Annotated in this window: 20 protein-coding genes; 11 read left to right on the top strand and 9 right to left on the bottom strand. The window is 71.6% G+C overall.

Annotation, left to right across the window (positions count from 1 at the left end):
• Positions 1 to 49 precede the first annotated feature (49 nt).
• The 4 genes from RYN42_RS07695 to sdhC are packed head-to-tail and all read right to left on the bottom strand — an operon-like array spanning position 50 to position 3,521.
• On the bottom strand, positions 50 to 814 hold the full coding sequence (locus tag RYN42_RS07695) for a succinate dehydrogenase iron-sulfur subunit (RefSeq protein ID WP_315095138.1): 765 nt from the start codon (positions 812 to 814) through the stop codon (positions 50 to 52).
• The gene (sdhA, locus tag RYN42_RS07690) at positions 814 to 2,664 is read right to left on the bottom strand and encodes a succinate dehydrogenase flavoprotein subunit (protein ID WP_315095136.1); all 1,851 of its coding nucleotides are present in this window, start codon (positions 2,662 to 2,664) and stop codon (positions 814 to 816) included. Before sdhA ends, RYN42_RS07695 begins: the two co-directional genes overlap by 1 nt.
• A gap of 27 nt (positions 2,665 to 2,691) precedes the next feature.
• The gene (gene sdhD / locus RYN42_RS07685) at positions 2,692 to 3,150 is read right to left on the bottom strand and encodes a succinate dehydrogenase, hydrophobic membrane anchor protein (protein WP_315095135.1); all 459 of its coding nucleotides are present in this window, start codon (positions 3,148 to 3,150) and stop codon (positions 2,692 to 2,694) included.
• On the bottom strand, positions 3,150 to 3,521 hold the full coding sequence (sdhC, locus tag RYN42_RS07680) for a succinate dehydrogenase, cytochrome b556 subunit (RefSeq protein WP_399552431.1): 372 nt from the start codon (positions 3,519 to 3,521) through the stop codon (positions 3,150 to 3,152). Before sdhC ends, sdhD begins: the two co-directional genes overlap by 1 nt.
• Before the next feature lie 209 nt (positions 3,522 to 3,730).
• Between sdhC and RYN42_RS07675 the strand changes: the two genes are divergently transcribed.
• From RYN42_RS07675 to RYN42_RS07630, 10 genes are all read left to right on the top strand, one after another.
• The gene (locus RYN42_RS07675) at positions 3,731 to 4,834 is read left to right on the top strand and encodes a mannose-1-phosphate guanylyltransferase (protein ID WP_315095131.1); all 1,104 of its coding nucleotides are present in this window, start codon (positions 3,731 to 3,733) and stop codon (positions 4,832 to 4,834) included.
• Between the two features lie 117 nt (positions 4,835 to 4,951).
• Complete coding sequence (locus RYN42_RS07670; RefSeq protein WP_315095157.1) at positions 4,952 to 6,124, top strand: amidohydrolase; 1,173 nt, start codon at positions 4,952 to 4,954, stop codon at positions 6,122 to 6,124.
• Positions 6,125 to 6,332: 208 nt separating this feature from the next.
• Positions 6,333 to 7,427: a BMP family ABC transporter substrate-binding protein gene (locus RYN42_RS07665; protein ID WP_315095128.1), complete on the top strand. Its 1,095-nt coding sequence runs from the start codon at positions 6,333 to 6,335 to the stop codon at positions 7,425 to 7,427.
• A 125-nt stretch (positions 7,428 to 7,552) separates the two neighbouring features.
• Positions 7,553 to 9,178 (top strand): ABC transporter ATP-binding protein, encoded by a 1,626-nt coding sequence (locus tag RYN42_RS07660; RefSeq protein WP_315095126.1) that lies wholly within the window; start codon positions 7,553 to 7,555, stop codon positions 9,176 to 9,178.
• Positions 9,175 to 10,464, top strand: a complete 1,290-nt coding sequence (locus RYN42_RS07655) for an ABC transporter permease (RefSeq protein ID WP_399552429.1) — start codon at positions 9,175 to 9,177, stop codon at positions 10,462 to 10,464. Before RYN42_RS07660 ends, RYN42_RS07655 begins: the two co-directional genes overlap by 4 nt.
• Positions 10,461 to 11,756, top strand: coding sequence for an ABC transporter permease (locus RYN42_RS07650; protein WP_315095125.1), 1,296 nt, complete (start codon positions 10,461 to 10,463; stop codon positions 11,754 to 11,756). The genes RYN42_RS07655 and RYN42_RS07650 overlap by 4 nt, the downstream gene beginning before the upstream one ends.
• Complete coding sequence (locus RYN42_RS07645) at positions 11,753 to 12,166, top strand: cytidine deaminase (RefSeq protein WP_315095124.1); 414 nt, start codon at positions 11,753 to 11,755, stop codon at positions 12,164 to 12,166. Before RYN42_RS07650 ends, RYN42_RS07645 begins: the two co-directional genes overlap by 4 nt.
• The gene (locus tag RYN42_RS07640) at positions 12,163 to 13,458 is read left to right on the top strand and encodes a thymidine phosphorylase (protein WP_315095123.1); all 1,296 of its coding nucleotides are present in this window, start codon (positions 12,163 to 12,165) and stop codon (positions 13,456 to 13,458) included. Before RYN42_RS07645 ends, RYN42_RS07640 begins: the two co-directional genes overlap by 4 nt.
• Before the next feature lie 39 nt (positions 13,459 to 13,497).
• Positions 13,498 to 13,728: a hypothetical protein gene (locus RYN42_RS07635; RefSeq protein ID WP_315095122.1), complete on the top strand. Its 231-nt coding sequence runs from the start codon at positions 13,498 to 13,500 to the stop codon at positions 13,726 to 13,728.
• Between the two features lie 39 nt (positions 13,729 to 13,767).
• Positions 13,768 to 14,919 (top strand): adenosine deaminase, encoded by a 1,152-nt coding sequence (locus RYN42_RS07630; protein WP_315095121.1) that lies wholly within the window; start codon positions 13,768 to 13,770, stop codon positions 14,917 to 14,919.
• Positions 14,920 to 14,925: 6 nt separating this feature from the next.
• On the opposite strand, the gene RYN42_RS07625 is transcribed toward RYN42_RS07630, so the two are convergent.
• Complete coding sequence (locus tag RYN42_RS07625; protein WP_315095119.1) at positions 14,926 to 15,210, bottom strand: helix-turn-helix transcriptional regulator; 285 nt, start codon at positions 15,208 to 15,210, stop codon at positions 14,926 to 14,928.
• Positions 15,211 to 15,276: 66 nt separating this feature from the next.
• Here RYN42_RS07625 and map point away from each other — a divergent pair, with 66 nt between their 5' ends.
• Positions 15,277 to 16,047 carry a type I methionyl aminopeptidase gene (gene map / locus RYN42_RS07620; RefSeq protein WP_315095117.1) on the top strand — a complete coding sequence of 257 codons (771 nt, stop codon included), beginning with the start codon at positions 15,277 to 15,279 and terminating at the stop codon, positions 16,045 to 16,047.
• Here map and RYN42_RS07615 read toward each other — a convergent pair.
• From RYN42_RS07615 to RYN42_RS07600, 4 genes are read right to left on the bottom strand one after another with little or no spacing between them, the layout of a single operon-like run.
• On the bottom strand, positions 16,044 to 16,904 hold the full coding sequence (locus RYN42_RS07615; protein ID WP_315095116.1) for an aldehyde dehydrogenase family protein: 861 nt from the start codon (positions 16,902 to 16,904) through the stop codon (positions 16,044 to 16,046). The two genes, map and RYN42_RS07615, sit on opposite strands and share 4 nt — an antisense overlap.
• Positions 16,901 to 18,394 (bottom strand): aldehyde dehydrogenase family protein, encoded by a 1,494-nt coding sequence (locus tag RYN42_RS07610; RefSeq protein WP_315095114.1) that lies wholly within the window; start codon positions 18,392 to 18,394, stop codon positions 16,901 to 16,903. Before RYN42_RS07610 ends, RYN42_RS07615 begins: the two co-directional genes overlap by 4 nt.
• Before the next feature lie 11 nt (positions 18,395 to 18,405).
• On the bottom strand, positions 18,406 to 19,410 hold the full coding sequence (deoC, locus tag RYN42_RS07605) for a deoxyribose-phosphate aldolase (RefSeq protein ID WP_315095113.1): 1,005 nt from the start codon (positions 19,408 to 19,410) through the stop codon (positions 18,406 to 18,408).
• A complete protein-coding gene (locus RYN42_RS07600) occupies positions 19,407 to 20,393 on the bottom strand; it encodes a sugar-binding domain-containing protein (RefSeq protein ID WP_315095111.1) in 987 nt (328 codons plus the stop codon). Before RYN42_RS07600 ends, deoC begins: the two co-directional genes overlap by 4 nt.
• Positions 20,394 to 20,423: the final 30 nt, after the last annotated feature.

Genomic DNA, 20,423 nt, shown 5'->3' with positions numbered 1-20,423 from the left:
ATCACCTGCCACGCACCCAGCGGGTGCGTGCCCTTCGCGGCTGAGCGGGTCAGAAGGCGCGGGTGATCATCGCCCTCTTCACTTCTTGGATCGCCTTCGTCACCTCGATGCCACGCGGGCACGCCTCGGTGCAGTTGAAGGTGGTGCGGCAGCGCCACACGCCCTCCTTGTCGTTGAGGATCTCGAGGCGCTGGGCGCCACCCTCGTCGCGGCTGTCGAAGATGAACCGGTGCGCGTTGACGATCGCGGCGGGCCCGAAGTACTGCCCGTCGGTCCAGAACACCGGGCACGACGAGGTGCACGCGGCGCAGAGGATGCACTTGGTGGTGTCGTCGAACCGCTCGCGCTGCTCGGCGCTCTGCAGGCGCTCCTTGGTGGGCTCGTTCCCGGTGGTGATGAGGAACGGCATGATCTCGCGGTACGACGCGAAGAACGGCTCCATGTCGACGACCAGGTCCTTGATCACCGGCAGGCCCTTGATGGGCTCGACGATGATCGGCTTGCTCGGGTCCAGGTCCTTGAGCAGCGTCTTGCACGCCAGCCGGTTGCGGCCGTTGATCCGCATGGCGTCGGACCCGCACACGCCGTGGGCGCAGGAGCGGCGGAAGGTGAGGGAGCCGTCCTCCTCCCACTTCACCTTGTGCAGGGCGTCGAGCACGCGGTCGGTGCCGTGGGCGCGGACGGTGAACTCGTCCCAGTACGGCTCCGGGGCACCGGCGCCGTCGTCGGGCAGGTAGCGCCGGATCTTCAGCGTCACGTCGAAGGACGGGATCGCACCGACCTCAGCAGCAGGGGCGTCGAGGGTCGCGGTCATCAGTACTTACGCTCCATCGGCTGGTAGCGGGTCATCGTGACGGGCTTGGAACCCAGGACGAGCTGGTAGTCCTCGAACAGGGTGGTGTGCGCGAAGGAGCCCTTGTGGTCGCCGTCGCCCTCGGTGCCCCACAGGCGGTGGCCCTTGACCGGCAGCGGCCGGCGGTACGCCATGGTGTGGCGCATGTAGCCCTTGTCGTCGCGGTCCGGGAAGTCCTCGCGGAAGTGACCGCCGCGGGACTCCTCGCGGTTGAGGGCGCCGACGACGACCGTCTCCGCGATGTCGAGCAGGAAGCCCAGCTCGACGGCCTCCAGCAGGTCGGTGTTGAACATCTTGCTCTTGTCCTGCACGGACACCCGGCGGAACCGCTTCTGCAGCGCCTTGATGTCGTCGAGCGCCTGCGTGAGCGAGTCGGCCGTGCGGAACACCTGCGCGTTGAGGTCCATCGACTCCTGCAGCGCGCGGCGGATGTCCGAGACGCGCTCCCCGTCGGGACGCGTGCGGATCTCCTCCAGTCCGGCGACGACGGTGGCAGCCGGGTCCTCGGGCAGGTCGACGAAGGACGCGGTGACGGCGTACCTCGCGGCCGAGATGCCGGCCCGCTTGCCGAACACGTTGATGTCCAGCAGCGAGTTGGTGCCCAGGCGGTTGGAGCCGTGCACGCTCACGCAGGCCACCTCGCCGGCGGCGTACAGGCCGCGGATGACGTCCGTGGAGTTGCGCAGCACCTCCGCCTCGATGTTGGTGGGGATGCCGCCCATCGCGTAGTGGGCCGTCGGGTAGACCGGCACGGGCTCGGTGTACGGCTCGATGCCCAGGTACGTCCGGGCGAACTCGGTGATGTCCGGCAGCTTGGCGTCGATGTGCGCCGGCTCCAGGTGCGTCAGGTCGAGCAGCACGTAGTCCTTGTTGGGGCCGGCGCCGCGGCCCTCACGCACCTCGTTGGCCATGGACCGGGCGACGATGTCGCGCGGCGCCAGGTCCTTGATGGTCGGGGCGTAGCGCTCCATGAAGCGCTCGCCCTCGGAGTTGCGCAGGATGCCACCCTCGCCACGCGCCGCCTCGGAGAGCAGGATGCCCAGGCCGGCCAGGCCGGTCGGGTGGAACTGGAAGAACTCCATGTCCTCCAGCGGGATGCCGCGGCGGTACGCCAGCGCCATGCCGTCGCCGGTGAGGGTGTGCGCGTTGGAGGTCGTCTTGTAGATCTTGCCCGCGCCGCCGGTGGCCAGCACCACCGACTTGGCCCGGAAGACGTGGATCTCCCCGGTGGCCAGCTCGTAGGCGACGACGCCGGAGACGTTGACCTCCTCGCCGTCCGGCACGTGGCCGGCCGCAAGGTCGTGGTCCACCAGCAGGTCCAGCACGTAGAACTCGTTGAAGAACTCCACCTCGTTCTTCACGCACTGCTGGTAGAGCGTCTGCAGGATCATGTGCCCGGTGCGGTCCGCGGCGTAGCAGGACCGTCGAACGGCCGCCTCGCCGTGGTTGCGGGTGTGCCCGCCGAACCGGCGCTGGTCGATCTTGCCCTCGGGCGTGCGGTTGAACGGCAGGCCCATCTTCTCCAGGTCGAGCACCGCGTCGATGGCCTCCTTGGCCATCACCTCGGCGGCGTCCTGGTCCACCAGGTAGTCACCGCCCTTGACGGTGTCGAACGTGTGCCACTCCCAGTTGTCCTCCTCGACGTTGGCCAGCGCGGCGCACATGCCGCCCTGCGCCGCGCCCGTGTGGGAGCGCGTCGGGTAGAGCTTGGAGATGACTGCCGTGCGCACGCGGGTGGAGGACTCCAGCGCCGCGCGCATGCCGGCGCCGCCCGCGCCGACGATCACGACGTCGTACTGGTGGGTCTGCATCGGGGTCGATGCCTTCCTGTCTGTGGGTCAGGCCGTGCAGAACGACGGCAGCAGGTCCGCCGGGGAGCCCGCCGGGCACGGGTCGAACGTGAAGATCACGAGCGTGCCGAGCACGACGACCACGACGAACGCGAGGTACAGCAGGCCCTTGAGCACCAGCCGCACGCCGTCGCGCTCCGCGTAGTCGTTGATGATCGTCCGCACGCCGTTGGTGCCGTGGATCATGGCGAGCCAGAGCATGAGCAGGTCCCAGACCTGCCAGAACGGCGACGCCCACTTGCCGGCGACGAAGCCGAAGTCGATGGCCGTGACGCCCTCACCGGCGACCAGGTTGACGAAGAGGTGCCCGAAGATCAGGACGACGAGCACCACGCCGGACGCCCGCATCAACACCCAGCCGTACAGCTCGGTGTTGCCGCGGGTGGTGAGGCGGGACGGGCGGGCGCGCGGGGGGCGCGGTGCCTTCGGGTCCGCGATCGTGGTCATCACTCGCCTCCGAACACGTGCATGAGGTGGCGGGGCAGGAAGCCGGCCATGGTCACGACGAACAGCCCCATCACGACCCAGAGCATGACGCGCTGGTACCGCGGACCCTTGGCCCAGAAGTCCACCAGGATGATCCGGATGCCGTTGAACGCGTGGAACACGATGGCGGCGACGAGGCCGGCCTCACCGAGTCCCATGATCGGGTTCTTGTACGTGGCGATCACGTCGTTGTACGCCTCCGGGGAGATGCGCACGAGCGACGTGTCGAGCACGTGCACGAGGAGGAAGAAGAAGATGGCGACGCCGGTGATGCGGTGGGCGACCCAGGACCACATGCCCTCGCGCCCCCGGTAGAGCGTTCCGGCGGGCACTCTGCGGGCAGGGGCCGGCGCTCCGCCCTTGACGGGTGCTGCAGGCACGGAGCCCTCCTGGTGGGTCAGAGGTTCGGACGACGGCGTCCTTGTCCCGGCAACTGTAGTGAACCGATCAGCACGCGACCGCTCGGCAAGGGCCCTTAGGCCCCCGCTGTGAGGTATTGCACAGAACGGTGCGGGGGTTCGTGCTCGCTACCCTGACCCCCATGTCGCCCTCTCCGATCCCCGGGTTCCACGCCGTCGTCCCGGCGGGCGGTGCCGGCACGCGTCTGTGGCCGCTGTCGCGCGCCGGCCACCCCAAGTTCCTGCTCGACCTGACCGGCTCCGGTCGCACCCTCCTGCAGGCGACGGTCGACCGGCTGCTCCCGCTGACGGGCGAGGGCGGCGTGCTCGTGGTGACCGGGGCCCGGCACGCCGAGGCCGTGACCGGCCAGCTGCCCGAGGTCGGTGCGGCGGACGTCCTGGCGGAGCCGTCGCCGCGCGACTCGATGGCGGCGATCGGGCTGGCGGCGGCCGTGCTCCTCGAGCGGCACGGTGAGGACGTGGTGCTCGGGTCGTTCGCGGCCGACCACGTCATCGACGGCACCGAGGCGTTCGAGCAGACGGTGCGCGAGGGCGTCGTCGCCGCCCGTGCCGGGTACGTCGTGACGATCGGCATCGCGGCCACCGGCCCGTCCACCGCGTTCGGCTACGTGCGCTCGGGTGCGACGCTCGGTCTCGCGGACGCCCCGAGCGTCGCGCACGCCGCCGGGTTCACGGAGAAGCCCGACGCCGAGACCGCGACCGCCTACCTGGCGACCGGGGAGTACCGCTGGAACGCCGGCATGTTCCTGGTCCGGGCACGCGTGCTGCTGGACCACCTGGCGACGCAGCTGCCCGCGCTGGCCGCCGGGCTGGCGGAGATCGCCGCGGCGTGGGACGGGCCCGACCGCGCGGACGTGCTCGGGCGCGTGTGGCCGGGGCTGACCAAGATCGCCATCGACCACGCGATCGCCGAGCCGGTCGCGGCTGCCGGGGGAGTCGCGGTCGTGCCCGGTGACTTCTCCTGGGACGACATCGGCGACTTCGACTCCCTGGCGCAGCTGCTGGCGGGGGACACCCTCGGCGACGAGTCGGTCGTCCTGCGGGTCGGCGCGGACGGGGCGTTCGTCGTCCCCGGCACGGGCCGGACGGTGTCCGTGGTGGGGCTGCCCCGCGCGGTGGTCGTCGACACCCCCGACGCGGTGCTGGTGACCACGCGGGAGCACGCGCAGTCGGTGAAGTCGGCGGTGGACGGCTGGCGCGGACGCGGGCGCGAGGACCTGCTCTGACGCGGACAGCATCCGCCGGTCCGCGTCGGCGCGGCTAGGGTCGAAGACGTGTCCCCCGCTCATCCCGGACCTCTCGTCGCTCCGCTGACCAGCCTCCGGCCCGCGCCCACCGAGCCGATGACGGTCCGCCTCGCCGCACTCGTCGCCGACCTGCGCGACGAGCTCGTCGCCGTCCGCCGCGACCTGCACGCCCACCCCGAGCTGGGCCGCACCGAGGTGCGGACCACGAAGGTGGTCGCCGAGCGGCTGCGCGCCGCCGGGCTCGAGCCGCACCTGCTGCCGAGCAGCGGCCTGATCTGCGACATCGGCCCCGGCCCCGTGACCACCGGCCGCAAGCGGATCGCGCTGCGGGCGGACCTCGACGGGCTGCCGGTGCAGGACACGTGCGGGGCGCCCTGGGCGTCGACCGTGCGGGGCGTCTCGCACGCGTGCGGCCACGACGTGCACATCGCCGCGGTGCTCGGCGCCGGGATCGCGCTGGCCCAGCTGGCCGACGAGCTGCGCACCGGGGTGCGGCTGATCTTCCAGCCCGCCGAGGAGGTGCAGCCCGGCGGCGCGCTCGACGTGGTGGCGGCGGGTGGACTGGACGGCGTCGGGGAGATCTACTCGTTCCACTGCGACCCCAAGGTCGACGTCGGCCAGGTCGGCACCCGCATCGGACCCATCACGTCCGCCTCCGACGAGGTGACCGTGACGATCTCCGGCCCCGGCGGCCACACGTCACGGCCGCACCTCACCGGTGACGTCGTGTTCGCCCTCGCCCAGGTGATCACGCAGGTGCCCGCGATCCTGGGCCGGCGCCTGGACCCGCGCTCCGGCGTCAACCTCACGTGGGGTGCCGTCCAGGCGGGGTCGGCGCACAACGCGATCCCCTCGACCGGCACGGCCAAGGGCACGCTCCGCTGCCTCGACGTCCGCGCGTGGGAGAAGGCCTCGGAGGTCTTCCACGCCGCGGTCGAGCAGGTCGTCGCGCCGCTGGGCGTGGAGGTCGACGTGCGCCACCACCGCGGCGTACCCCCGGTCGAGAACGCCGCGCATGCCACAGGGGTCCTCGAGGCGGCCGCGCACGACGTGCTGGGCAAGGGCTCGGTGCTGCTGACCGAGCAGTCCCTCGGCGGCGAGGACTTCGCGTGGTACCTGACCAAGGTGCCCGGAGCCATGGCGCGGCTGGGCACCCGGACGCCCGGCGGCCACACCTACGACATCCACCAGGGCGACCTGCGCGTGGACGAGCGGGCGATCGAGGTCGGCGCGCTGCTTATGGCGCGGACGGCGCTTCTCGCAGGTTGAGACGAAACGTCCGTCGCCTGGGCGTACACATACCAAGTCGGTAACGGAACCTGCGCGGATACCCGCCGGTAACCTGCCCGACACCTCTCGCTCGTTATGGTCCGAGAATCAATGCCGGGCAGCCCCAGACCTTGTGGTGGTACACCGTCGTGCTACCCGCACGGTCGGCCCAGCCGGACCGGCTGCTGACGAGATTCAGGAGAGTCGCGTGAAGAAGATCATTCGAGTGGCCGTGCTCGGCGGGGCGGTCGCCCTCGCACTTGCGGCGTGTGGCAGTGCCCCCGAGGACACCGAGGAGACCCCCGGCGCGACCGCGTCGGAGAGCGTCGACTTCAAGGCCTGCATGGTCTCGGACGCGGGCGGTTTCGACGACAAGTCGTTCAACCAGTCCGGCTTCGAGGGCCTGACCCAGGCCGAGGAGGAGCTCGGCATCGAGGTGGCCTCCGTCGAGTCCTCCGCGGACACCGACTACACCCCGAACATCGACGGTCTCGTCGCCGAGAACTGCGACCTGATCATCGGCGTCGGCTTCCTGCTCGAGGACCCGATCCAGGCGGCCGCCGAGGCCAACCCGGACGTGAACTTCGCGCTCGTCGACAGCTCCTTCTCCGACGCGGACTTCGCGCCCGTCACCCTGGAGAACGGCAAGCCGATCCTGTTCGACACCGCCCAGGCGGCCTATCTCGCGGGCTACGTCGCCGCGGGGACGTCGACCACCGGCAAGGTCGCGACCTTCGGTGGCATCCAGATCCCGTCCGTCACCATCTTCATGGACGGCTTCGCCGACGGCATCGCCAAGTACAACGAGGACAACGGCACCACCGTCGCGCTCCTCGGCTGGGACAAGGCCGCGCAGACCGGCGTCTTCGCCGGCAACTTCGACAGCCAGGACGACGGCAAGAACATCGGCCAGTCGTTCATCGACCAGGGTGCGGACATCATCATGCCCGTCGCCGGCCCCGTGGGCATCGGCACGGCGTCCGTCGCGCAGGCGGCCGGCAACGTCTCGGTCATCGGTGTCGACGCCGACTGGTTCGAGACCACGGAGTACGGCCCGATCGTGCTCACCTCGGTCATGAAGGAGATCGGCCCGGCCGTCTTCGACACGATCAAGGAGGCCGTGGACGGCAGCTTCAGCTCCGACGCGTACGTCGGCACGCTGGAGAACGAGGGCCTCGGCCTGGCGCCGTTCCACGACCTCGAGTCGAAGGTCGCCACCGACGTCGTCACCAAGATCGACGAGCTCAAGGCAGCGATCATCGCCGGTGACATCGTGGTGGAGTCCGACGCCTCCCCGAAGTGACCTGACGCATCACCGCAGGACGACGGCCCGGGCCCAGCGCCCGGGCCGTCGGCCTGTCCAGCACGGGAGCTCGTGAGGGGACGGATAGTGTTCGAGGACAGTCGTGACGTCGAGGGAGACGACCGGTGAAGCTGGAGCTGCAGGGCATCACCAAGACCTTCGGGCCGTTGGTCGCCAACGACCACATCGACCTCGTCGTGCAGCCGGGAGAGATCCACGCGCTGCTCGGTGAGAACGGCGCCGGCAAGAGCACCCTCATGAACGTCCTGTACGGCCTGTACGACCCCGACGAGGGTCAGATCCTCGTCGACGACGTCCCGGCGCGGTTCGTCGGGCCCGGTGACGCGATGGCCGCGGGCATCGGCATGGTCCACCAGCACTTCATGCTCGTCCCGGTGTTCACCGTCGCGGAGAACGTGGTGCTCGGCCACGAGCCCGTACGCGGCGCGGGACTGATCGACCTTCCCGAGGCGCGCCGCCGGGTCAAGGAGATCTCCGACCGGTTCGGGTTCCACGTCGACCCCGACGCCTACATCGAGGACCTGCCCGTCGGCGTCCAGCAGCGCGTCGAGATCATCAAGGCGCTCTCCCGCCAGGCCAAGGTGCTCATCCTCGACGAGCCCACCGCCGTGCTCACGCCGCAGGAGACCGACGAGCTGATCGCGATCATGCGCCAGCTCAAGGAGTCCGGAACCTCGATCGTCTTCATCACCCACAAGCTGCGCGAGGTGCGCGCGGTCGCGGACCGGATCACGGTCATCCGGCGCGGCAAGGTCGTCGGCACCGCGGAGCCGTCGGCGTCCGAGACCGAGCTCGCGTCGCTCATGGTCGGCCGCTCGGTCGACCTGGGCGTCGACCGCTCGGTCGCCGTGCCGGGCGAGGTCACCGTCCAGGTCCGCCACCTGACGGTCATCGACGAGGCCGGCGTGCGCCAGGTCGACGACGTGTCGTTCGACGTCGCCCGTGGGGAGATCGTGGCGATCGCCGGCGTGCAGGGCAACGGCCAGACCGAGCTCACCGAGGTCGTGCTGGGGCTCCAGGCCCCCGTCGCCGGCTCCGTGCAGCTGGACGGCCTCGAGCTGGTGGGGCGCTCCGTGCAGGACGTGCTCCACGCCGGCGTCGGGTTCGTGCCGGAGGACCGGTCGACCGACGGCGTCATCGCCGACTTCTCCATCGCCGAGAACCTCATCCTCGACCTGCACCGCTACGAGCCGTTCGCCCGCGGCGTCGCGCTGCGTCCGGTCGCCGTGCGCGAGAACGCCGAGCGGCGGATTGCCGAGTTCGACGTGCGCACCGGCTCGATCGACGCGCACGCGAGCACCCTGTCGGGCGGCAACCAGCAGAAGGTGGTGCTGGCCCGCGAGATGTCGCGGCCGCTGCGGCTGTTCATCGCGTCGCAGCCCACCCGTGGCCTGGACGTCGGCTCGATCGAGTTCGTGCACACGCGGATCGTGCAGGAGCGCGACAACGGCACGCCGGTGATCATCGTGTCCACCGAGCTGGACGAGGTGCTCGCCCTCGCGGACCGCATCCTCGTGATGTACCGCGGGCGCATCGTGGGCGACGTGCCCGGCGGGACCGAGCGCGACGTGCTCGGCCTGATGATGGCGGGCGTGCCGGAGGACGAGGCCGTCCGCCAGGCCGCCGAGCACCGGACGACGCTCGGCGTGGCCGACCTCGAGGCCGTGCACGACGAGCCCGCACCGATCACCACGACCGCCGACAGGGCGATCCCCCAGGAGGAGCTGTGAGCAGCCAGACCCCGGTCCCGCTGCCGGACGCGCAGGTGCCGCCCCCCGGCCAGACCGGTGTCGCCACCCCGGCGCAGGAGCCGGACGGCGGGCGTCGCGTCCTGCACGAGATGCTCTCGAGCAGCTGGCTCGTCTCCGTGCTCGCGGTCGTGCTCGCCCTGGTCATCGGCGGGCTGCTGATCGCGGCCGCCAACACCGACGTGCAGGCCGCCGCCGGCTACTTCTTCTCCCGGCCGGTCGACCTGCTCTCGTCGGCGTGGTCCGCCGTCTCGGAGGCCTACGCGGCCCTGTTCGCGGGGGCGGTGTTCGACCCGCGGGCCGAGGAGGTGGGCCGTGCGGTCCGACCGATCACCGAGACGCTCACGGTCGCGACGCCGCTCATCCTCGCCGGTCTCGGCCTGGGGATCGGCTTCCGGGCCGGCCTGTTCAACATCGGCGCCCAGGGCCAGATCATCCTCGGCGGAATCTTCGCCGGGTTCATCGGCTTCACGTTCGACCTCCCCCCGGTGCTGCACCTGCTGCTCTGCGTCCTCGGCGCCGCGCTCGGTGGTGCGCTGTGGGCGGGCATCGCCGGCGTGCTCAAGGCACGCACGGGTGCGCACGAGGTCATCGTCACGATCATGCTCAACAACATCGCGATCTACTTCGTCGCGTACCTGCTGAGCCTCGACGCGTTCCAGCGCACGGGCAGCAACAACCCGGTGAGCCCGCCGATCCCCGACACCGCCGTGTACCCGCTCCTGCTGGGCAGCGGCTACCGGCTGCACGCGGGGTTCCTGGTGGCCATCGCCGCCGCGGTGTTCACCTGGTGGCTCATGGAGCGCTCGACCATCGGGTTCCGGTTCCGCGCCGTCGGGTCCAACCCGCACGCCGCGCGCACCGCGGGCATCTCGGTGAACTCCACGTACGTCTGGGTCATGCTCACCGCCGGTGCGCTGGCCGGCCTGGCCGGCTCCGCGCAGGTGCTCGGCACCGAGCGGGTCCTGACCGCCGGGGTGGCCGCCAGCTACGGGTTCGACGCCATCACGGTCGCCCTGCTCGGCCGGTCCAAGCCGCTCGGCACGGTGCTCGCGGGCATCCTGTTCGGCGCCCTGCGCGCCGGCGGCGTGGTCATGCAGGCGCGTACCGGGACGCCCATCGACATCGTGCTCGTCGTGCAGTCGCTCATCGTCCTGTTCATCGCCGCCCCGCCGCTGGTCCGGTCCGTGTTCCGGCTGCCCGCGCCGGGCGCGCCACGCGCACCCAAGCCCGTCGTCCCCGTCGCCGCGAAGGAGGTCAGCGCGTGAGCGCCCCCACGATCGACTCCCCGGCGTCCGCACGCCCCGCCTCCCCGCAGGTGCTGCCCCCGATCCGGTGGCACGCGCCGATCGCCTACGCGGCCGTGGCGCTGGTCGGCCTGGTCGTGTTCGGCCTGCTCGGCCCCAGCGGGGAGAAGAGCACGTTCGGCGTCTCCACCGCGCGCGACTTCGTCCAGTTCACGCCCTTCTCGGTGCCCTCCAAGCTCACCGCGATCGTCCTGTGCCTCGGCGCGCTCGCGCTCGCCGGCGTGGCGTTCTACGAGACGCGCCGCCGGGAGAAGGCCGGCGTCTGGCTGCCGATCACCTACGGCGTGCTCATGGTCTTCGCGTTCCTGGTGTGGGCGGTCGCGGGCAAGGACAGCGCCCTGCCGCTGACCGGCCTGCTGCAGGGCTCGCTGTTCCTGGCCATCCCGCTGGTGTTCGGCGCCCTGGCGGGTCTGCTGTGCGAGCGGTCGGGCATCATCAACATCGCGATCGAGGGCCAGCTGCTCGGTGGCGCGTTCCTCGCGGCCGTCGTCGCCACCCTCACCGGCAGTGCGTACGCGGGGCTGATCGCGGCCCCGATCGCCGGTGCGCTGGTCGGTCTGCTGCTGGTGCTCTTCTCCATCAAGTACGTGGTCAACCAGATCATCGTCGGCGTGGTGCTCAACGTGCTGGTCATCGGCGTGACGAGCTACCTGTTCTCCACGGTGCTCAAGGAGAACCCCGACACCTGGAACAACCCCCCGGGCCTTCCGGTCATCAGCATCCCCGTGCTGTCCCAGATCCCGATCATCGGTCCCGTGCTGTTCCGGCAGACCGCGCTCGTCTACATCATGTACGTGGTCGTGATCGTGCTGCAGGTCATGGTCTTCCGGTCCCGGTGGGGCCTGCGTCTGCGATCCGTCGGCGAGCACCCGAAGGCCGCGGACACCGTGGGCATCAAGGTCAACCGGACCCGGCTGCGCGCCACGGTGCTGGGTGGCGCGGTGGCCGGACTCGGCGGCGCGTTCTTCACGGTCGCCGCGGGGCTGGCGTTCGGCAAGGAGATGACCAACGGCAAGGGGTACATCGCCCTCGCCGCGATGATCCTGGGCCGCTGGAGCCCCAAGGGCGCGCTGGCGGCCGCCCTGCTGTTCGGGTTCGCCAACAACCTGCAGCTCCAGCTGAGCATCATCCAGACGCCCATCCCCAGCCAGATCATGCTGATGACGCCGTACATCGTCACGATCTTCGCCGTCGCCGGGCTCGTCGGGCGCGTGCGCCCGCCGGCCGCCGAGGGCATCCCCTACACGAAGTGAGCTCTGCCGTGTCGAACGAGATCGACTGGGACGCCCTGCGTTCCGCTGCCACCGACGTCATGCACCGCGCCTACGCGCCCTACTCGCAGTTCCCGGTCGGCGCCGCCGCGCTGGTCGACGACGGGCGGGTGGTCGTCGGCTGCAACGTGGAGAACGCCTCCTACGGCGTGACGCTCTGCGCCGAGTGCGCGCTCGTCTCCGGCCTGCACGTCTCGGGCGGTGGGCGCCTCGTGGCGTTCACCTGCGTGGACAAGCACGGGAACATCCTCATGCCCTGCGGCCGCTGCCGGCAGCTGCTCTGGGAGCACGGGGGAGCGCGGCTGCTGGTGGAGACCACGCACGGGATCAAGCCGATGACCGAGGTGCTCCCGGACGCGTTCGGGCCCGCCGACCTGGAGGAACGCGCGTGAGCACCGAGGCATTTGACGCCGTCGACGTCATCGTCACCAAGCGCGACGGGCACCGCCTGAGCGACGCGCAGATCGACTGGGTCATCGACGCGTACACGCGCGGCGTGGTGGCCGAGGAGCAGATGTCGGCGCTGAACATGGCGATCCTGCTCAACGGCATGGACCGGTCCGAGATCGCCCGCTGGACCGCCGCGATGATCGCGAGCGGCGAGCGGATGGACTTCTCCGGGCTGTCGCGGCCGACCGCGGACAAGCACTCGACCGGCGGCGTGGGGGACAAGATCACGCTGCCGCTGGCGCCGCTCGTCGCGGTGTTCGGCGTCGCGGTGCCGCAGCTGTCCGGCCGCGGGCTCGGCCACACCGGCGGGACGCTGGACAAGCTGGAGTCCATCCCCGGCTGGCGGGCCGCACTGAGCAACGAGGAGATGATGGCGCAGCTCGACGACGTCGGCGCCGTCATCTGCCAGGCGGGCTCAGGCCTGGCGCCCGCCGACCGCAAGCTCTATGCGCTGCGCGACGTGACCGGCACGGTCGAGGCCATCCCGCTCATCGCCAGCTCGATCATGAGCAAGAAGATCGCCGAGGGCACCGGCGCGCTGGTGCTCGACGTCAAGGTGGGCTCCGGGGCGTTCATGAAGGACGTGGACCGCGCGCGCGAGCTGGCCCGGACCATGGTCGCGCTCGGCACGGACGCCGGCGTGAAGACCGTCGCGCTGCTCACCGACATGTCCACGCCGCTCGGCCTGACCGCCGGGAACGCCCTCGAGGTCCGCGAGTCGGTCGAGGTGCTGGCCGGCGGCGGACCCGCGGACGTCGTGGAGCTCACGGTCGCGCTTGCCCGCGAGATGCTCGCCGCGGCCGGGAGGACCGGCGACGACGTGGCGGCGGCGCTGCGCGACGGGCGCGCGATGGACGCGTGGAAGCGGATGATCGCGGCCCAGGGCGGTGACCCCGACGCGACCCTGCCGGTGGCGCGCGAGACCGAGCAGGTGCTGGCGGAGTCGGACGGCGTGCTCGCCGAGCTCGACGCGTACGCCGTGGGCATCGCGGCCTGGCGCCTCGGTGCCGGGCGGGCCCGCAAGGAGGACCCGGTGCAGGCCGGTGCGGGCGTCGAGCTGCACGCCAAGCCCGGGGACGTCGTGCGGGCCGGGCAGCCGCTGCTGACGCTGCACACGGACACCCCCGAGCGGTTCGGGCGGGCACGCGAGGCGCTCGTCGGGGCAGTCGTCGTCGCACCGGCGGGGACCGAGGTGCCCGCGCGACCGCTGGTGATCGACCGCATCGACGCCTGACCCCTCGCGGGCCGGGCCGGCCGGGGGCACGATGGAGCCATGAGCACCGTGCCCGGGAGTGACGCGTGGCGGGACGCCGGACTCGCACCGGTGGAACCCGACGGACCGCGCAGCCTGGCCGACGAAATCGAGACCGACGCCGACGACACGGACCCGGAGGAGTACGAGCCCGGGTTCGCCCGTGCCGACCGGGACGGCCGCGCGGACGAGGCGGACGTGGTCGAGCAGGACACCGAGGTCCCCGCGCGGGACGACGAGGCCGGCGACTGAGAACCTGCTCATGAACGTCGGCCCCGCTACGGTGGGGCCATGACCTCCCCTTCCGAGCCCTCGGTGGCCGTGCCCGCCGACGCGCCCGCTCCCACCGACGTCGAGGCGCTCGTCGCGCTGATCCCCGGGCTTCCGAAGGTCGTCCTGCACGACCACCTCGACGGTGGCCTGCGCCCCGCGACGCTCATCGAGCTGGCGGCGGAGATCGGCTACGAGCTGCCCGCCACGGACCCCGAGGAGCTGGGCCGCTGGTTCGTCGAGGCCGCGAGCTCCGGCACCCTCGAGCGCTACCTCGAGACGTTCGACCACACGGTCGCCGTCATGCAGACCGAGGAGGGCCTGCGCCGCGTCGCGCGGGAGTCCGCGATCGACCTGGCCGCCGACGGTGTCGTCTACGCCGAGCAGCGGTACGCGCCCGAGCAGCACCTGAGCAAGGGGCTCTCGCTCCAGCAGGTGGTCGACGCGGTGCAGGCCGGGTTCGCCGAGGGGATCGCCGAGGCCGCGAGCCAGGGGCGGTCGATCCGGATCGGCACGCTCATCACCGCCATGCGGCACGCGGACCGCGGCGACGAGATCGCTGCGCTCGCGCTCGAGAACCGCGACAACGGGGTGGTCGGCTTCGACATCGCCGGTGCCGAGGCGGGCTTCCCGCCCTCGCGCCAGGCCGACGCCTTCGCCACCCTCGAGGACGCGAACTTCCCCGCCACCGTGCACGCCGGAGAGGCGGCCGGTGTCGAGTCGATCGCCGAGGCCGTGCACGTGGCCCACGCCTGCCGGATCGGGCACGGTGTGCGGATCGTCGAGGACATCACCACCGACGGCCTGGGGGACAGGCTGGGCGAGCTGGCGCACTGGGTCCGGGACCGGCGCATCCCGCTGGAGCTGTGCCCGTCCTCCAACGTGCAGACCGGTGCCGCTGAGTCGGTGGCCACCCACCCCGTCACCCGCCTGCGCGAGCTCGGCTTCGCGGTCACCGTGAACACCGACAACCGCCTGCAGTCGGGCACCTCGATGACCCGCGAGCTGACGCTGCTGGTGCAGGAGGCCGGTTGGGGCCTGGTCGACCTGCGGGACGTGGCGGTCACGGCCGCGGCGCACGCGTTCCTGCACCACGACGAGCGGTCCGCCCTGATCGACCAGGTGATCCGCCCGGCGTACGTCGCCGCGCGGGGCGGCCGGCACCGCGCCTGAGCGGTGCTACGAGGCGAGCTGTCGGCCCGCGGCCTCGGCGTCCGTCTCCGCTCCGCTGATCTCGGCCCAGACGGCGTCGAGGGAGAGGCCGAGGACGGCGGCGATCGCGGCGATGGTCGGGAAGGCCGGCGTCGCGACCCGGCCCGACTCGATCTTGCGGAGGGTCTCCGGTGAGACGCCGGCATCGAGCGCGGTCAGCAGCATCGAGCGCTCTCCGCGGGCGCGACGCAGCAGGGCGCCCAGTCGCTGCCCGCGCTCGAGCTCGGCGGGGGTGAGTGGCAACCTGACCATGGACCGATAGTAATACCGGGATAGTATGGCCGGGATAGTTATTGGAGCACCCGGGAAGAGCGCCGCATGATCGAGATCCTGAACACCGCCGAGCTGGCCAGGGCCAGGGTCGCCGGCGCCCTCGTCGCCGAGATCCTGCGGACGCTGCAGGGACGCACGACCGTCGGGACGAACCTCCTGGACATCGACCGGTGGGCGCAGGCCATGATCGCCGACGCCGGGGCACAGTCCTGCTACGTCGACTACGCGCCCTCGTTCGGCCGCGGCCCGTTCGGCCACTACATCTGCACGTCGGTCAACGACGCGGTGCTGCACGGCCTGCCGCACGACTACCGGCTGGCCGAGGGCGACCTGCTGACCCTCGACCTCGCGGTCTCCACCGGCGGGATCGCGGCCGACTCGGCGGTGAGCTTCCTGGTCGGTACCGCACGGCCCGCCCAGAGCGTCGCCCTGATCGACGCGACGGAGCGAGCGCTGAGCGCGGGCATCGCCGCCGCCAGGCCCGGCGCGCGGATCGGCGACCTGTCCTACGCCATCGGCACCGTGCTGAGCGGGGCGGGATACCCGATCAACACCGAGTTCGGCGGGCACGGCATCGGCTCCACGATGCACCAGGACCCGCACATCACGAACACCGGCCGGCCCGGCCGCGGCTACACCCTGCGCCCAGGGCTCCTGCTCGCGCTGGAGCCCTGGGTCATGGTGGACACCGACCGGCTGGTCACCGCCGCCGACGGGTGGACGCTGCGCAGCGCGACGGGCTGCCGCACCGCGCACAGCGAGCACACGATCGCCATCACCGACGACGGTGCCGAGATCCTCACCCTGCGGAGCTAGATCAGGCCCTTCGTGTGCCAGACGGTCTTGGTCTCCACGAACGCGGTGATGCGGCCCAGCGTGGGTGCCGCTGCGTCCGGGCCGTTCTCCGGCGGCAGCACGCGCTTGAGGGTGTCCGCGGCTGCGATCTGCAGGTCGACCCAGTCCAGCGCGCCGGCCCCGACCAGGTCGAGCGCGTTGACGTCCTGGTGGCTGGCCAGCCAGGGCGCGATCTCGGCGGGCGACCCGGTGAGCACGTTGACGACGCCCTTCGGCACGTCGCTCGTGGCGAGCACCTCGGACAGGCTGATCGCCGACAGCGGCAGCCGCTCGCTGGCCACCACCACGACGGTGTTCCCGGAGACGAGCGCGGGCGCCACGGCGGACACCAGCCCGAGCAGCGACGAGTCCTGCGGCGCGATGATCGCGACGACGCCGGTGGGCTCCGGGACCGAGATGTTGAAGTACGGACCGGCGACGGGGTTGGCGTTGCCGGCCACCTGCGCGTACTTGTCCGCCCAGCCGGCGTACCAGACCCACCGGTCGATCGCGGCGTCCACCTGCGCGGTCGCGACGGCGGAGGAGACGCCCTCGGCGTCGACGATCTCCGCGACGAACTGGGCGCGACGGCCCTCGAGGATCTCCGCGACGCGGTAGAGCACCTGGCCGCGGTTGTACGCGGTCGCACCCGACCAGCCGCCGACGGCGCCGCGGGCGGCGACGACCGCGTCCCGCGCGTCCTTGCGGGACGCCTTCGACGCGTTGGCGAGGAACGCGCCCTTGGCGCTGGTGATCTCGTACGTCCGACCCGACTCGCTGCGCGGGAACGTCCCGCCGATGTACAGCTTGTAGGTCTTGGGCACGGCGAGGCGGGTCACTTGGTGGCTCCCTTGGTGACGGCGGGGCGCTTGACGGGGGCGGGCAGGGCCGGCGCGGCGGTCGTGAGGTACGAGGCGATGCCGTGGCGGCCGCCCTCGCGTCCGTAGCCGGACTCCTTGTACCCGCCGAACGGGCTCGACGGGTCGAACCGGTTGAAGGTGTTGGCCCAGATCACGCCGGCGCGGAGCTTGTCGGCCACGGCCAGGACGCGGCTGCCCTTGTCGGACCAGATGCCGGCGGACAGGCCGAACGGGGTGTTGTTGGCCTTGGCGATCGCCTCCGCAGGGGTGCGGAACGTGAGCACCGACAGGACGGGACCGAACACCTCCTCCTGGGCGATCCGGTGGCTGGTCGAGACGTTGGTGAAGATCGTCGGCGCGAACCAGAACCCGTTCTCGGGGATGGCGCACTCCGCGGTCCAGCGCTCGGCGCCCTCCGCCTCGCCGATGTCGCTCAGCGACCGGATGCGGTCCAGCTGCGCGGCGCTGTTGATGGCGCCGATGTCCGTGTTCTTGTCCAGCGGGTCGCCCAGGCGCAGGGTGGACAGGCGCGCCTTGAGCCGCTCGACCACCTCGTCGTGGATCGACTCCTGCACCAGAAGGCGGCTGCCCGCGCAGCAGACGTGACCCTGGTTGAAGAAGATGCCGTTGACGATGCCCTCGATGGCCTGGTCGATGGGGGCGTCGTCGAACACGATGTTCGCCGCCTTGCCGCCCAGCTCGAGGGTCACCTTCTTGTGCGTCCCGGCGACCGACTTCGCGATGGCCCGGCCGACCGGCGTCGACCCCGTGAACGCCACCGCGTCCACGTCGTCGTGACCGACCAGCGCCACTCCCGTGGCTCCTGCGCCCGTGATGATGTTGACGACCCCCGGCGGCAGGTCGGCCTGCTGCACGATCTCGGCGAACAGCAGCGCGGTCAGCGAGGTGGTCTCCGCCGGCTTGAGCACGACCGTGTTGCCGGCGGCGAGCGCGGGTGCGATCTTCCACGCGAGCATCAGGAGCGGGAAGTTCCACGGGATCACCTGGGCGGCGACGCCGAGGGAGCGCGGGTTGGCGCCGAGGCCGGCGTGGTCGAGCTTGTCGGCCCAGCCGGCGTAGTAGAAGAACCAGGCCGCGACCAGCGGCACGTCGACGTCCCGGCTCTCCTTGATCGACTTGCCGTTGTCGAGGCTCTCGGCCACGGCGAGCTCGCGGCTGCGCTCCTGGACCAGGCGGGCGATGCGGAACAGGTACTTGCCGCGGTCGGCACCGGACATGCGCGACCACGTGCGGTCGTAGGCCCGGCGGGCGGCGGCCACGGCGACGTCGACGTCCGCGGCGTCAGCCGTCGCGATCGTCGCGACGTGCTTCTCGGTGGCGGGCGAGATGGAGGCGAACGGGGTGCCGTGACCCTCCCGGAACTCGCCGTCGATGAACAGGCCGTACTCGCTGCGCAGGTTCAGGACGGCCTGCGACTCGGGGGCCGGGGCGTACTCGAGGAATGACATCAGTGGGCCCTTCAGTCGATCGTCACGTAGTCGGGGCCGGTGTAGTGCCCGCTGGTCATCTTCTGGCGCTGCATGAGCACGTCGTTGAGCAGGCTCGAGGCGCCGAACCGGAACAGGTGCGGCGTCAGCCACTCCTCGCCGACCGTCTCCGCGACGGTGACGAGGTACTTGATCGCGTCCTTGGACGTCCGGATGCCGCCGGCCGGCTTGACGCCGACCTTCTCGCCGCTGAGCCGGTGCCAGTCGCGCACGACCTCCAGCATCAGCAGGGTCACGGGCAGCGTCGCGGCCGGCGCGACCTTGCCGGTGGAGGTCTTGATGAAGTCGCCCCCGGCCAGGATGGCCAGCCACGACGCCCGGCGCGCGTTGTCGTAGGTGGTCAGCTCGCCGGTCTCGAGGATGACCTTGAGGTGGGCGGAGGTGCCGTCCGCGCGGCGGCAGGCGTCCTTGACCGCGACGATCTCGTCGTACACCTGCCCGTAGCGGCCCGACAGGAAGGCGCCGCGGTCGATGACCATGTCGATCTCGTCGGCACCCGCGGCGACGGCGTCCGCGGTGTCCTCGAGCTTGATGGACCGCGAGGCGCGGCCGCTCGGGAACGCGGTGGCCACGGCGGCGACGGCGATCTTGCCCTGGTCCGGGTCGCCGTGTGCCGAGCCGAGCGCCTGGACCGCGTGCGGGACCATGTCGCCGTACACGCAGACCGCCGCGACGCGCGGGCAGGAGGGGTCGGTCGGGTCGGGGGTGACCGCCTTCGCCACGAGCGACCTGACCTTGCCGGGGGTGTCCGCGCCCTCGAGCGTGGTCAGGTCGATCAGGCCGATGATCCGGTCCAGCGCCCAGGCCTTCGACGTGGTCTTGATCGAGCGGGTGCCCAGGCCGGCGGCCCGGTGCTCGAGGCCGACCGCGTCGACGCCGGGGATGCCGTGCAGGTACCGACGCAGGTTGGCGTCGTTCGCCTCGCCGCCCAGGAGCGCGATCGCGCGCTCCCCGGGGACGACCGGGGTGAGTGTCATGGTGTGCCTCGCTGTCCGTCGTGGTGCTGGTTCGATGAGGGGTGGTCGAGGAGGCTCAGGGCGGTCTCCTCGTCGGTGACGAGCACGGTGCACAGCCCGCTGCCGACGACCGCGCGGGCGACGGCGTGCTTGGCCGCTCCGGCGATCACGGCGATGCTCAGCTGCGCCCCACGCAGGCTCTCCAGGGGGAGGCCGACCGTGCGGCCGTCCAGGCCGGCGTCGACGATGGCACCGGCGCTGTCCACGTAGCGCCCGACGACGTCGCCGACCGCGCCGCGACGGACGAGCTCGGTGACGTCGTGGGCCGTGAGGTACCCGCTGTCGACGAGCACGGAGCCCGCGTCGGCAGCTCCGGCGCTGAACAGGTAGGCGTCCGCGCCGGACGCCAGGTCGAGCACGGCGGAGACGGCGCGGTCGGACTCGATGGCCTGCTTGGTCTCGAGCCGTTCGAGGATGGCGGGGCTGGGCAGGAGGGTGGCGTGCCCGCCGGCCTTCTGCGCGATCGTCACCGCGGTGGACGCGGCGGTCCCCGCCCGCCGGTTCAGGCTGACGCCGCCGTTGATCTGGACGACGTCGACGCCGGCCGCCCAGCCGTCCTGCAGGTGCCGGGCGACGTCGTCGAGGGTGCGGCCCCAGCTGATGCCGAGCGTGCGCGGGGTGGGCCGCAGCGCGGTGAGGTAGTCGGCGGCGGCCTGGGCCGTGCGCGTCTGCAGCTCGTCCTGGTCGTCCACGCCGGAGGTCGACACGACGATCGCGTCCGTCAGGCCCCACGCCTCCCGGAGCCGGCGCTCGACGGGCAGGCGACGAGCGCGGGGGTGGACGATCTCGATGCGGACGAACCCGCTGGCCTTGGCCTGGGCGAGCAGCCGACCGACCTTCCAGCGGGTCAGCGCGAGGATCGACCCGATCTCGTCCTGGGTCTTGTCCTCCTCGTAGTACAGCTCGGCCGCGCGGATGGAGAGCAGCTCGTCCGACTCGATCATCGCGTTCCTCTCACGTCGCTCCAGGGTAGG

The organism is uncultured Cellulomonas sp., assembly GCF_963527515.1.
GTDB lineage: Bacteria > Actinomycetota > Actinomycetes > Actinomycetales > Cellulomonadaceae > Cellulomonas.
The sequence above is the reverse complement of the archived record's forward strand: the minus strand, read 5'-3'. Positions and strand labels throughout refer to the sequence as shown.

Coding starts and splice junctions, on each gene's coding strand:
- RYN42_RS07695 (WP_315095138.1), bottom strand. CDS start 814: ATGACCGCGACCCTCGACGCCCCTGCTGCTGAGGTCGGTGCGATCCCG.
- sdhA (WP_315095136.1), bottom strand. CDS start 2,664: ATGCAGACCCACCAGTACGACGTCGTGATCGTCGGCGCGGGCGGCGCC.
- sdhD (WP_315095135.1), bottom strand. CDS start 3,150: ATGACCACGATCGCGGACCCGAAGGCACCGCGCCCCCCGCGCGCCCGC.
- RYN42_RS07675 (WP_315095131.1), top strand. CDS start 3,731: ATGTCGCCCTCTCCGATCCCCGGGTTCCACGCCGTCGTCCCGGCGGGC.
- RYN42_RS07670 (WP_315095157.1), top strand. CDS start 4,952: ATGACGGTCCGCCTCGCCGCACTCGTCGCCGACCTGCGCGACGAGCTC.
- RYN42_RS07635 (WP_315095122.1), top strand. CDS start 13,498: ATGAGCACCGTGCCCGGGAGTGACGCGTGGCGGGACGCCGGACTCGCA.
- RYN42_RS07630 (WP_315095121.1), top strand. CDS start 13,768: ATGACCTCCCCTTCCGAGCCCTCGGTGGCCGTGCCCGCCGACGCGCCC.
- RYN42_RS07625 (WP_315095119.1), bottom strand. CDS start 15,210: ATGGTCAGGTTGCCACTCACCCCCGCCGAGCTCGAGCGCGGGCAGCGA.
- map (WP_315095117.1), top strand. CDS start 15,277: ATGATCGAGATCCTGAACACCGCCGAGCTGGCCAGGGCCAGGGTCGCC.
- RYN42_RS07610 (WP_315095114.1), bottom strand. CDS start 18,394: ATGTCATTCCTCGAGTACGCCCCGGCCCCCGAGTCGCAGGCCGTCCTG.
- deoC (WP_315095113.1), bottom strand. CDS start 19,410: ATGACACTCACCCCGGTCGTCCCCGGGGAGCGCGCGATCGCGCTCCTG.
- RYN42_RS07600 (WP_315095111.1), bottom strand. CDS start 20,393: ATGATCGAGTCGGACGAGCTGCTCTCCATCCGCGCGGCCGAGCTGTAC.